Origin of the sequence: Georgenia muralis (assembly GCF_003814705.1) — a bacterium.
GTDB lineage: Bacteria > Actinomycetota > Actinomycetes > Actinomycetales > Actinomycetaceae > Georgenia > Georgenia muralis.
The window spans coordinates 3,330,920-3,343,307 of the sequence record NZ_RKRA01000001.1; the positions used below are offsets into that span (position 1 = coordinate 3,330,920).

A 12,388-nucleotide genomic window follows, 5' to 3' on the forward strand; every position below is an offset into this window, starting at 1 on the left:
ACGCTGCGGGCGATTCGGCCCGCCGCTGTCCGCTGGGTTTTCAGCCGGTCGCCCGGCGGAGGTAGGGGTTGGTGGCGAGCTCGGCGGACAAGGTGGTGGACGGGCCGTGGCCGGGCAGCAGGACGGTCTCGGGCGGCAGCGCGCTGGCCAGCGTGCGCAACGTCGAGAGCATCTCGCGCTCGTCCCCGCCGGGCAGGTCCGTGCGGCCCATCGAGCCGGCGAACAGCACGTCCCCGCACAGCCCGAGGAGGACCTCCGTCGGGCCGTCGGGGGCGAGGACCCCGCGGGGCAGGATGTCGGCCGGCCGCACGTCCGTCGGTGCCAGCGTGGCCCGGACGAGGAGGACGGCACTGCCCTCGGTGTGCCCCGGCGCGGGGACGGCCCGGACGACGACGCCCGGGACGACCTCGTCCCCACCGCCCTCGAGCCAGCCGGCCGGGAAGGGCCGGGTGGTCTCCGGCTCGCGCCACGCGGTGCCGGTGAGCCGACGGAAGTACTCCCCCAGCTCGCCCAGCGCGCCCGCGGGGTCGCTCATCCGGTAGAGGTCGGGGCCGGCCAGGTGCACCGGCGCCCCGCCCGCGACCTCGGCCGCGTCCCAGAGGTGGTCGGCGTGACCGTGGGTCACGACGACGGCACCGACAGTGAGGCCGTGCTCGGCGAGCAGCGGTGGCAGCGACTGGCCCGCGCCCGCACCCGGGTCGACCACCACCGCTGGGCCACCTGCCCCTGCGGCGAGCACGTAGCAGTGGGTCTCGAGGGCGGTGCGGGAGGTTCGCAGCAGCAGCACCGCGCCAGGCTACCGGTGCGGGTGGGTGTGCCCGCGGGACGTCGGACGCGACCGTGGAGCAGGGCGGCCGGGGCCGGGTGCGACCTCAGGTCGGTCGGGTCCGGGCGCCACACCGGTGGCACGCCCGTCGGGCGCCGGCACGACGTCCGTGGCCGCCGCGGCCGGGGCGACGACGACGTGGCCCACGCCCGGCAGCGCGGCCCGCAGCGCCGCGGTGGCCGAGCCCTGCAGGGCGAGGAAGTCGGTCATGGTCGCCCCGGGCGCCGGCTCGATCTCGGTCCCGACATCCAGCCGGTGCCCCGCCCACCGCAGCCGCAGCCCGCGGACGGCGTGGACGCCGGGAAGGGCGGTCAGCGCCTTCTCGGCGCGGTCGACGAGGTCCGGCTCGACGCCGTCGAGGAGCCGCCGGCCGACGTCGCGCGCCGTCCCCCAGAGCAGGACGGCGATCATCGCGGAGATGAGCAGGCCCACGAGCGGGTCGGCGGCCGGGACGCCCAGCCAGACACCGACCACGCCGAGGACCACGGCGAGGGAGGTGAAGCCGTCGGTGCGTGCGTGGATGCCGTCGGCGACGAGGGCGGCCGAGCCGATCCGGCGCCCGGTACGGATGCGGTACCCGGCGACGAGCTCGTTCCCGGCGAAGCCGATGACACCCGCGGCGAGGACCCACTCGAGGTTCTGCAGCGGCTGCGGCTCGAAGAACCGGTGGACCGACTCGTACGCCGCGACGACCGCGGAGAGGGCGATCATGACGACGACGAACAGGCCGGCGAGATCCTCGGCCCGGCCGTAGCCGTGGGTGAAGCGCCGGTCCGGACGGCGCCGACCCAGGACGAAGGCGATCCACAGCGGCACCGAGGTGAGGGCGTCGGAGAAGTTGTGGATCGTGTCCGCCGCCAGGGCGACCGAGCCGGAGACGGCCACGACCACCAGCTGCAGCAGCGCCGTCGCCCCCAGCACGACCAGGCTGATCTTGACCGTCCTGATGCCCTGGCTCGAGGCCTCGAGGGCGTCGTCGATCGAGTCCGCGGCGTCGTGGCTGTGCGGGACGAAGAGGTGGTGGAGGAAGCCCCGGACACCGCCGTGGGGATGGGTGTGGGCGCCGTCGGAGTGGTCGTGGCCGGGTTCGTGGCCGTGGTCGTGAGTGTGGCGGCGGTCGTGGTCGTGGTCGTGGCCCTGGTCGTGGCCGGGCTGGTGAGCGTGATCGCGGTCGTCCCCGGCCAGGTGGAGCCGGTCGGTCGAGCCGCCCTCAGGTGATCTACTCATCGCCGCACCTGCTGGGCCGGGCGGACAGCGCTCACCTGGTGGTGCCGCGGCGTGCCGCCGATGCTGTGCTCGGCCTGGTGCAGCGCGTCGGTAACCAGGCTGTGCGCGTGCTCGTCGAGGAGCCGATACAGCACCCGGGTCCCCTCGTGGCGTGCGGCGACGATCCGGGCGAGTCGGAGCTTCGCCAGATGCTGGGAGACGGCGGACGGTGCCTTGCCGACGGTCGCGGCCAGCTCTCCCACGGAGCGCTCGCCGTCGCCGAGGGCGAGGACGAGCCTGACCCGGGTCGGCTCGGCGAGCATCGCGAAGACCTCTGCCGCCACGTCGACCAGATCGTCGTCGACCAGTCCGTCTGTATCTGCGTACATGTGCAGATAATAGCGGTTCGCCCTCGGCGGCCGACGCGCGGCGCTCGAAAACCGGTGTGTGCCCGCTTGCGCCTGTCCCTAGACTGATGGTCTCGCGCGCGCGGCGGCAGACCTTTGCGTGCAGGCGCGACGAGGCACCGGCGGAGACGTCGGGCCGAATGGCCGAGAACGGTGTGGCGTCCCCGCCAACCCCGTCATCCCGAAGGAGTGACCACGACGTGACCGAGCAGCCGGGAACCAGCGAGAACGAGGACAGCGCATCGACCGCCCAGGACCAGGTTGCGACGGGAGAGCACCGCGGCGCAGCGGGCTCCCCCGCCGGCGCAGCCGAGAAGCCGCCGGTCGAGTCCGCGGCGGTGCCTCCCGGAGGGGCGGGCGACAAGCCGCCGGTTGAGTCCGCGGCGATGCCGCCGGTCGAGGCGGCCGAGAAGCCGCCGGTCGAGTCCGCGGCGATGCCGCCGGTCGTGTCGGACACGTCCGGGTCGACGGCGTCGGTCGACGACGCGTCCACCGGCGACGCACTGGTCGCCGAGCCGGTCGTCGAAGCTGAGTCGGTCGTCGAGGTTGAGTCGGTCGCCGAGGCTGAGCCCGGTGCTGAGCCCGCTGCTGAGCCCGCTGCTGTGACCGAGCCGGTCGCCGAGGCTGAGCCCGCTGCTGAGCCGGTCGCGGAGGCTGAGCCCGCTGCCGAGGCCGAGCCGGTCGCCGAGGCTGAGCCCGCTGGTGAGCCCGCTGCTGTGACCGAGCCGGTGGCCGAGGCTGAGCCCGCTGCCGAGTCGGTCGTCGAGGCTGAGCCCCCTGCCGAGGCCGAGCCGGTCGCCGAGGCTGAGCCCGCTGGTGAGCCCGCTGCTGTGACCGAGCCGGTCGCCGAGGCTGAGCCCGCTGCCGAGGCCGAGCCGGTCGCCGCGGCTGAGCCGGTCGCGGAGGCTGAACCCGCCGCTGAGCCCGAGCCAGTTGCCGAGGCTGAGCCCGCCGCTGAGCCCGAGCCGGCCGCAGCGCCTTCACCCCGACCGGTTCCTCGGCCCGCCCCGCGCCCACTTCCCCGCAAGGCGGCGCCGTCGGTTGCTGCTGCCACGCCGCCGGCCCCGCCGGTGGACGCGCACGACGCCGCCGAGGCCGCGGCGTGGGGGCGGGTCGCGGAGGACGGGACCGTGTACGTCCGGGAGGCCGCCGGTGAGCGGGTCGTCGGGCAGTACACCGGTGCCGACACCGAGGAGGCGCTCGGTTTCTACGTGCGCCGCTTCCTCGACCTCCAGGCTCAGGTCGCCCTGTTCGAGGCGCGCCTGCCGCAGCTGGCTCCGAAGGAGATCGACCAGACGCTGCAGACCCTCACGGAGGCGCTCGCCGAGCCCGCTGCCGTGGGCGACGTCGATGCACTCCGGGCTCGCCTGGACAAGCTCCGCGAGATCGGTGAGGAGCGCCGGCGCGAGGCCGCCGCGGAGCGTGAGGCGGCGCGGGCCGTCGCCGTGGCCGAACGGACCGCGATCGTGGAGAAGGCCGAGGCGATCGCGGAGCAGGACCCGTCTCGCACGCAGTGGAAGCAGTCCGGCGAGCGGCTGCGCGAGCTGCTCGACCAGTGGAAGACCGCGCAGCGTTCCGGTCCTCGCCTGGACCGGCCGACCGAGGACAAGCTCTGGAAGCGGTTCTCCCACGCGCGCACGGCCTTCGACCGACACCGCCGGCAGTACTTCTCCGAGCTCGACTCTGCCCAGAGCACCGTCAAGGCCGCGAAGGAAAAGCTCATCGCCCGCGCGGAGGAGATGTCGTCGTCGACGGACTGGGGCCGCACCGCAGCGGCGTACCGGCAGCTCATGGACGAGTGGAAGGAGGCCGGCAGGGCCTCCCGCAAGGACGACGACGCCCTCTGGGCACGCTTCCGCGCGGCGCAGCAGCGCTTCTTCGACGCCCGCAGCGCCCAGAACGCCGAGGTGGACGCCGAGTACGGCGACAACCTCAAGGTCAAGCTCGCAATCCTCGAGGAGGCGGAGGCGCTCGTCCCGGTCACCGACCTCAAGGCCGCCAAGGCGGCCCTGCGCCCGCTCCAGGACCGGTGGGAGGCCGCCGGCAAGGTCCCCCGCGCCGACGTCCAGCGTGTCGAGGGCCGGATGCGCGCCGTGGAGCAGGCCGTCCGCGACGCCGAGCAGGCCGTGTGGAAGCAGTCCAACCCCGAGACCCGGGCCCGGGCCGAGGGGGCGGCCGCCCAGCTCGAGTCGGCGATCGGCCAGCTCGAGGACCAGCTCGAGGCCGCGCGGGCCACCGGCGACGCCGACGCCGTGGCCCGGGCGCAGGCTGCGCTGGACGCCCGGCGTGCCTGGCTGGACCAGATCCAGCGCACCGCCCAGGGCTGACGCTCCACAACGCCGCCGGCCCGCCCCGCGTCCACAGGGGGCGGGCCGGCGGCGTTCCTGGGCCGGGTGGGAACGGCACGCTCGGGGCATGACGACGACGGCGCTGCGGTGGTTGGAGCCGGGACACCCCGAACCGGTGCGTGCGGTGGAGCTGCCCGGCGGCGGCGGCCCCCGGGGGGATGCCCTGCTGGCCGGGGCGCGGCTGGACGGGCTGCTCTGCCCGGGACCGGACGGCCGGGCGGCCACGCTCGACCTCGCCGGCTCGGCGGCCGCGCGCGCGTCCTCGCTCGCCGGCCGGGTGCCCGGGACCGGCGCGGTCTGCCTGGGCACCGCGGTGTGGGTCCACACCGGCCTGTCGCACCCGGGTCACCTCCAGGTGTGTCCGGCGCCGGGCGCCGGTCGGGTGGGCACCGTGGCCCTGACGCTCGTCGAGGACGACGTCGTCGTCCTGGAGTCCCTGACCGTGACCACGCCGCTGCGCACCGCGTGCGACGTCGCCCGGCTGGCGCCCCTCGACCGGGCGGCGGCGGGCCTGCTGGCCCTGCGCCGCGCCGGGCTGGACCTCGCCGAGGTGTCCGCCGCGCTCGCCCTGCAGCGCCGTCGCCCCTTCGTCCAGCGCGGTCGGGACCTGGTCGCCCTGCTGCTGTGAGCGTCAGGCGTTGGGCTCGGGGGTGCGCGAGCTCTTCGTCCCCGTGACCCGGTAGGCGTCGAAGACACCGTCGATCCGGCGCACCGCGCTGAGGACGGCGCCGAGGTGGGAGGGCTCGGCCATCTCGAAGACGAACTTGCTCAGCGCCACGCGGTCCCGCGAGGTCGAGACCGCGGCCGAGAGGATGTTGACGTGGTTCTCGGACAGGACGCGCGTGACGTCCGACAGGAGCGCGTTGCGGTCCAGCGCCTCGACCTGGATCTGCACGAGGAACGTGCTCTGGCCGCGCGGCGCCCAGCTGACCGAGACCATCCGCTCGGGCTGGGCGCGCAGGCCCTCGACGTTGCCGCAGTCCGCGCGGTGCACGGAGACTCCCGAGCCGCGGGTGATGAACCCGACGATCGGGTCGCCCGGGACGGGGGTGCAGCACCGGGCGAGCTTGACCCAGATGTCGGTGTCCGCCATGCCCTCCACGACGACCCCGGAGTCCCCGGTGCGGTGCCGGATGCGCTGCTCCCCCGGCATCGTCGCCTCGGCGAGGGTCTCCTCGGCGCCCGGCTCCCCACCCATCGACTGAACGAGCCGGTGGACGACGTTGGAGGCGGAGACGTGGTTCTCGCCGACCGCTGCGTAGAGCGAGGACACGTCGGCGTAGCGCATCTCGGTGGCGAGGGCGCTGAGCGACTCGTGGTTCATGAGGCGCTGGATGGGCAGGTTCTGCTTGCGCATCGCCTTCGTCAGCTGGGTCTTGCCCAGCTCGATGGCCTCCTCGCGCCGTTCCTTCGTGAACCACGCCTTGATCTTGTTGCGCGCCCGCGGGCTCTTGACGAAGGTCAGCCAGTCCTGGCTGGGGCCGGCCCCCTCGGCCTTGGAGGTGAAGACCTCGACGTTGTCACCGTTCTCCAGCGCGGAGTCGAGCGGCACGAGACGGCCGTTGACACGCGCCCCGACCGTGCGGTGCCCGACCTCGGTGTGGACGGCGTAGGCGAAGTCGACGGGGGTGGCCCCGGCGGGGAGGGCGATGACGTCGCCCTTGGGGGTGAAGACGTAGACCTGCGAGCCCGACATCTCGTAGCGCAGCGAGTCGAGGAACTCGCCGGGGTCCGCGGTCTCGCGCTGCCAGTCCACGAGCTGGCGCAGCCAACCCATCTCGCTGGGGGGAGCCTCGCCCGACTTGGCGCCCTTGGCGCCGGGGTTCTCCTTGTACTTCCAGTGGGCGGCGACGCCGTACTCGGCCCGGCGGTGCATGTCGTGGGTGCGGATCTGGATCTCGACCGGCCGCCCGCCCGGCCCGACGACGGTGGTGTGGAGGGACTGGTACAGGTTGAACTTCGGCATCGCGATGTAGTCCTTGAACCGCCCCGGGAGGGGCGTCCAGCGGGCGTGCATCGCGCCGAGCGCGGCGTAGCAGTCGCGCACCGAGTCCACGAGGACGCGCACCCCGACGAGGTCGAAGATGTCGTCGAAGTCGCGGCCGCGCACGATCATCTTCTGGTAGATCGAGTAGTAGTGCTTGGGCCGGCCGGTGACCACCCCGCGGATCTTCGCGCTGCGCAGGTCCGACTCGATCTGCTGGCTCACCTGGTCGAGGTACTCGTCGCGGGCCGGTGCGCGCTCGGCGACGAGGTGCTCGATCTCCTCGTAGACCTTGGGATACAGGGTGGCGAAGGAGAGGTCCTCCAGCTCCCACTTGATCGTGTTCATGCCCAGCCGGTGCGCGAGCGGGGCGTAGATCTCCAGGGTCTCGCGCGCCTTGCGCTGGGCGGAGGCCGCGGGGACGTACTTCCAGGTGCGCGCGTTGTGCAGCCGGTCCGCGAGCTTGATGACGAGGACGCGGATGTCCTTGGCCATCGCCACGACCATCTTGCGGACGGTCTCGGCCTGGGCGGCGTCGCCGTAGGTGACCTTGTCGAGCTTGGTGACGCCGTCGACGAGCAGGGCGATCTCCTCGCCGAACTCCTTGCGCAGCGCCTCGAGGGAGTACCCGGTGTCCTCCACGGTGTCGTGCAGCAGCGCCGCGGCCAGGGTGGGCGGGGTCATGCCCAGCTCGGCGAGGATGGTCGCGACGGAGACCGGGTGGGTGATGTAGGGGTCGCCGCTCTTGCGGACCTGCCCGCGGTGGGCCTCCTCGGCGACCTCGTAGGCGCGCACCAGGAGCTGGACGTCGGCCTTGGGGTGGTTCGCCCGGACGGCGCGCAGCAGCGGCTCGATCGCCGGCGGGCTCGTGTGGCCGCGGGAGCCGAGCCAGACAAGGCGAGAGCGCACCCGCGACCCGGGGACGACCGTGTCGGTCGCGCCCGTCTCTCCCGGCGCCGGGATCCGTTCGCCCGCCATTGGAGAATCCTACGGTGCGCCCGGAGGGCCGGACGACCGGCGACGCCGCCTCAGTACACGAGCACCGCGTCGACGTCGTGACCCTCGAGCTTCGAGCGCCCCCCGAGCGCGGCGAGCTCGAGCAGCATGGCCAGGGCGACGACCTCGCCGCCGCTGCGCTCGATGAGCTTGACGGCCGCCGCGCCCGTGCCCCCGGTGGCGAGGACGTCGTCGATGATGAGGACGCGCTGGCCGTCGCGGACGGTCTCGGGCCGCAGCTCCATGCGAGCGGTGCCGTACTCGAGGGCGTAGTCGACACCGATGACGGGCCCGGGGAGCCGCCCGGCCTTGCGCACGGTGATCATGCCGACGCCCAGGGCGTTCGCCAGCGGTGCCGCGAGGATGAAGCCACGGGACTCCAGGCCCGCGACGGCGTCGACCCGACCGCGGTACTTCTCCGCCAGGCCGTCGACGAGGGCCCCGAAGGCGGGCCCGTCGGCGAGGAGCGGGGTGATGTCACGGAACAGCACGCCGGGCGCCGGGAAGTCCGGGATCTCCCGGATGTGCCCACGGACCAGGTCGGTGAGCGAGGTCGGGAAAGCGGTCTGCGGTGCGGCGGTCATCGTCGGCCCTTCTTGCGTCGTCTGGGCTGGGCGTCGTGGCCCTGGTGGTGGCCGGCGACGACCCCCACGCCGGTGAGGTCCTCGGTACGGGCGGCGACGTCCTCGCCGCCCTGCCCCTCACCGGCCGCGGCGCGGCTGCGCGCCCGGTGCTCGAGCACCGAACGGGTGTGCCGGCGGATGGGCTCCGAACGCTCCCGCAGCGTGACCTCGAGGGGCGTGGCGATGAAGATCGAGGAGTAGGTCGACAGCAGCATCCCGACGAACAGTGCCAGCGCGATGTCGCGCAGCGTGCCCGCGCCGAGGAGGAACGCCCCGACGAAGAGGATCGAGGCGACCGGCAGCAGGCCCACGACCGAGGTGTTGATCGACCGCACGAGCGTCTGGTTGACGGCGAGGTTGGCGCCCTCGGCGTAGGTGCGCCGGTGCTGGGTGTACAGGTCCGCGTTGTTCTCGCGGACCTTGTCGAAGACGACGACCGTGTCGTAGAGGGAGTAGCCCAGGATGGTGAGGAAGCCGATGACGGAGGCGGGGGTCACCTCGAACCCGACGAGCGCGTACACCCCGACCGTGGCGACGAGGTCGTGCAGGAGCGCCACGATCGCCGCGACCGACATCGTCCACGTGCGGAAGTAGGCCGCCATGACGAGCGAGACGAGCACCAGGAAGATCACCAGGCCCTGAAGGGCCTTGGCGGTGACGTCCTGGCCCCACGACGGACCGACGAACGTCGCGGTGACGTCCTCCGCCGGTACGCCGTACGCCTCGGCCAGGCCGTCCCGGAGCTGCTGGGTCTCCTCGCTGGTCAGCTCGGCGGTCTGCACCCGCAGCGAGTCGGTTCCGACCGTGGAGATCCGCGGCGGCTCGCCCGACAGCTCGGCGACGACATCGGCCGCGGGCTGCTGGTCGAGGTTGGCGGCGCCCGAGACGGTGAATTGCGAGCCGCCGCGGAACTCGATGCCGAGGTTCATGCCCTTGACCGCGAGAATGAGGACCGAGACGACCACGAGCGCGAGCGCGATGGTGAACCAGGTCCGGCGTCGTCCGACGATCTGGACGGACCGGCGTCCGGTGTAGAGCTCGTTGCCGAGGGAGGACAGGCCGCGCATCAGCGCTCACCGCCTTCCGTGGTGCGGGTGTCGGTGCCCGTGCCGGGCAGGTCGGTGGGGGGTCCGGCGTCCGGCGGTACGCCGGTGTCCGGCCGGGTGTCCTCCGAGCCGGTCCCCTCCCGGGCGGCGGCCCGGGCGCGCGCGGCCGCGCGGCGCTCGGCGATGGTCAGACGGCGGCCGTCCGGTGCGTAGAGCTCGTCGTCGTGAGCGCCGTCGACGTCGTGCGTGGCCCCTGTCGCGGAGGCCGGCGGCACCACGCCCGCCCCGGCGGCGCTCCGGCTGCTCGCGGTGGGAGTCGTCGTCCCGGCGGAGCCCGTCCCGGCAGACCGCGGCTCACCGCCAGCGGCCGAGCCCGTGGAGCCTGCGCCCACCCCCGCCCCCACCAGGGTCCTCTCGGCCGGACGCGCCGCCGTCGCCGGTCGCGCGGCCCGGTCGAACCGGCCCCGGCCGCGGTAGGTCACCGAGCTGGCACCGAGCCGGACGGGGTCCAGACCGGAGAGTCGGTGCCCCTGGCCGAAGAACTGCGTGCGGATGAGCACCCGCATGAGCGGGTGCGTGAAGAGCATGACCACGAGGAGGTCGATGAGGGTCGTGAGGCCGAGGGTGAAGGCGAACCCGCGGACGCCGCCGACGGCCAGGTAGTACAGGACGAGCGCAGCGAGGAAGTTCACCGCGTCGGAGGCCAGGATGGTGCGACGCGCGCGGGCCCAGCCGTGCTCCACCGCGTCGACGAGGAGCCGGCCCTCACGGACCTCGTCCCGGATGCGTTCGAAGTAGACGATGAACGAGTCCGCCGTGATGCCCACCGCGACGATCATGCCGACGACGCCGGGCAGGGACAGGCGGTACCCGACCGTCCACGACAGGATGGTGATGACGAGGTAGGTAAGCAGCGCCGCGATGAGGAGGCTGGCCACGGAGACCAGGCCCAGCCCGCGGTACTGCCAGAACATGTAGAGGATGACCAGGCCGGCACCGATGAGGCCGGCGAGGACGCCGCGCTGGAGCTGCTCGGAGCCGAGCGTCGCGGAGATCTGGTCCTCGGACTGGACCGTGAAGTCCAGCGGGAGCGACCCGAAGTTCAGCTGGTTGGCGAGCGACGCCGCGGTCTCGCGGGTGAAGTCGCCGGAGATCTGGGCCCGGCCGTCGAAGATGGCGTTCTGCATCACCGCGTTGGAGATCACCAGGCCGTCCAGGACGATGCCGAACTGGTTCTGCGGCTCGGGCAGGTCGAGCAGGCGCTGGCTGAACTCGGCGAAGACGTCGGCGCCCTCACCGTCCATCTCGAGTGAGACGACCCACTGCCCCGTGCTGACGCCCTGCTGGTTGACGCCCATGCCCGAGGTGGCGGAGTCGACGTTCGTGCCCTCGAGGGCGGTGGGGCCGAGGATGAACTTCGTGGCACCGTCGTCCGAGCACGCCACCAGCGGGGCGGCGGGGTCGTCCTCGACGCCCCCGGTGAGATTCGCCGGGTCGGTGCAGTCGGTGGTGTAGAAGTCGTAGCTGACCTGCTCGGTGATCCACGCGAGGTCGGAGGACGACGTCGGCTCGGTCGCGGGGTCCGCGGAGAGCTGACCGTCGCCGTCGGCGTCCGACGCGGCGCGGGCCGCGGCCTCGATCTCCTCCTGGGTCGGCGGCGCCGTCGGCTCCTCGGTGGCGGCGTCGGTCGGCTGCTCGGTGGCGGCGTCGGTCGGCTGCTCGGTGGCGGCGTCGGTCGGCTGCTCGGTGGCGGCGTCGGTCGGCTGCTCGGTGGCGGCGTCGGTCGGCTGCTCGCCGGCGGCGTCGGCGGGCGCCTCGGTCTGCCCGTCGGTGAGCTGCTCGGCGGCGGCGTCGGTCGGCTCCTCGGCGGGCTGCTGGGACTCCTCGAAGGCGACCGGGTCGATCGTGCCGGGACCGGCGAGCGTCAGCACCGGCCGGAACCGCAGCTGCGCGGACCGCCGCACGAGGTCGAGGGTCTCCTGCGACGGGGTCCCGGGGAGGGCGACGACGATGTTCTGCCCGCCCTGGCTCGTGATCTCGGCCTCGGTGACGCCGGAGGCGTCCACCCGCTGGCGGATGATCTCGATCGCCTGGGTGATGTCCTCCTCCGTCACCTCCGACCCGTCGGTGGTGGTGGGCGTGAGGATCAGCTGCGTGCCGCCCTCGAGGTCCAGCGCCAGGCGGGGCGCGAAGGACGCCCCGTCCTCCTCGTCGCCGGTGAGCTGGACGCCGGCCACCAGCGATCCGGTGAGGAGGAGGACCAGCAGGGCCAGCAGGCCGAGCGACCGGCCGGGACGGTTCTTCTTCGGGCGTTGCGCCACCGATGTCTTCTCTCGTGCAGGGCGGCGAGGGGCCGCAGGTGCTCGCCCGGACCGGGCGGCAGGTCAGGGGCGCGGGTTCTCGCGGTCGCCGTCGGGTCCGCGGTCGGCCGGGGGCAGCCCGCCGGTCCCGGTGGTGCCCGTGCCGTCGATGGCCGTCGGCGTGCCACCCAGGGCACCGGCGTCGTCGGGGACGACGACGCCGTCGATCTCGCCCTCGTCCTCGTCGGCCGAGGCGTACGGGGGCTCCTTGGCCTCGCGGATCGCGGTCCGGTTCCAGATGGTCTCCACGCCGGAGGGGCTCTCCAGGGTGATGACGTCGCCGTCGATGTCGACGATCTTCCCGAGGAAGCCGCCGATCGTCATGACCCACGTGCCCGGGACGAGCGCCTCCTCGAGCTTCTGCCGGGCGGCGGCCTGCTGCTTCTTCCCGCGTGAGCTGATGAACCACATCATGCCGAGCATGAGGGCGAGGAAGATCAAGATCGAGGGATCCATCGGGAGATGCTCCGGTCGTGTCGAGGACGATGGCCACCTGAGTCTAGGCCACGCCCCGCCGCCGGGGGGAACTCCGCCGCGCGCGTCCGGTGGGTTCCTCGGCACGCGGACGCGCGGTTCGTCCGGCGGGGGCCGC

Annotated in this window: 10 protein-coding genes; 2 read left to right on the forward strand and 8 right to left on the reverse strand. The window is 73.5% G+C overall.

Annotated elements, in window-relative coordinates:
• Positions 1-40: 40 nt before the first annotated feature.
• Genes EDD32_RS15035 through EDD32_RS15045 form a run of 3 tightly spaced genes read right to left on the reverse strand, consistent with a single transcriptional unit; the run spans position 41 to position 2,421 of the window.
• Positions 41-787, reverse strand: coding sequence for an MBL fold metallo-hydrolase (locus EDD32_RS15035; protein ID WP_123918752.1), 747 nt, complete (start codon positions 785-787; stop codon positions 41-43).
• A 9-nt stretch (positions 788-796) separates the two neighbouring features.
• Positions 797-2,053: a cation diffusion facilitator family transporter gene (locus EDD32_RS15040; protein ID WP_123918754.1), complete on the reverse strand. Its 1,257-nt coding sequence runs from the start codon at positions 2,051-2,053 to the stop codon at positions 797-799.
• Positions 2,050-2,421, reverse strand: coding sequence for an ArsR/SmtB family transcription factor (locus EDD32_RS15045; protein WP_123918756.1), 372 nt, complete (start codon positions 2,419-2,421; stop codon positions 2,050-2,052). Before EDD32_RS15045 ends, EDD32_RS15040 begins: the two co-directional genes overlap by 4 nt.
• A 218-nt stretch (positions 2,422-2,639) precedes the next feature.
• Between EDD32_RS15045 and EDD32_RS15050 the strand changes: the two genes are divergently transcribed.
• Positions 2,640-4,766 carry a DUF349 domain-containing protein gene (locus EDD32_RS15050; protein ID WP_342771414.1) on the forward strand — a complete coding sequence of 709 codons (2,127 nt, stop codon included), beginning with the start codon at positions 2,640-2,642 and terminating at the stop codon, positions 4,764-4,766.
• Between the two features lie 88 nt (positions 4,767-4,854).
• On the forward strand, positions 4,855-5,415 hold the full coding sequence (locus tag EDD32_RS15055) for a hypothetical protein (protein ID WP_123918758.1): 561 nt from the start codon (positions 4,855-4,857) through the stop codon (positions 5,413-5,415).
• A gap of 3 nt (positions 5,416-5,418) precedes the next feature.
• On the opposite strand, the gene EDD32_RS15060 is transcribed toward EDD32_RS15055, so the two are convergent.
• The 5 genes from EDD32_RS15060 to yajC form a co-directional block, all read right to left on the reverse strand.
• Complete coding sequence (locus EDD32_RS15060) at positions 5,419-7,749, reverse strand: RelA/SpoT family protein (protein ID WP_123918760.1); 2,331 nt, start codon at positions 7,747-7,749, stop codon at positions 5,419-5,421.
• 50 nt (positions 7,750-7,799) lie between these two features.
• Positions 7,800-8,351, reverse strand: coding sequence for an adenine phosphoribosyltransferase (locus EDD32_RS15065; protein ID WP_123918762.1), 552 nt, complete (start codon positions 8,349-8,351; stop codon positions 7,800-7,802).
• A complete protein-coding gene (gene secF / locus EDD32_RS15070; RefSeq protein ID WP_123918764.1) occupies positions 8,348-9,457 on the reverse strand; it encodes a protein translocase subunit SecF in 1,110 nt (369 codons plus the stop codon). Before secF ends, EDD32_RS15065 begins: the two co-directional genes overlap by 4 nt.
• A complete protein-coding gene (gene secD, locus EDD32_RS15075; protein WP_246006158.1) occupies positions 9,457-11,757 on the reverse strand; it encodes a protein translocase subunit SecD in 2,301 nt (766 codons plus the stop codon). Before secD ends, secF begins: the two co-directional genes overlap by 1 nt.
• A gap of 63 nt (positions 11,758-11,820) precedes the next feature.
• Positions 11,821-12,252 carry a preprotein translocase subunit YajC gene (yajC, locus tag EDD32_RS15080; RefSeq protein ID WP_123918766.1) on the reverse strand — a complete coding sequence of 144 codons (432 nt, stop codon included), beginning with the start codon at positions 12,250-12,252 and terminating at the stop codon, positions 11,821-11,823.
• Positions 12,253-12,388: the final 136 nt, after the last annotated feature.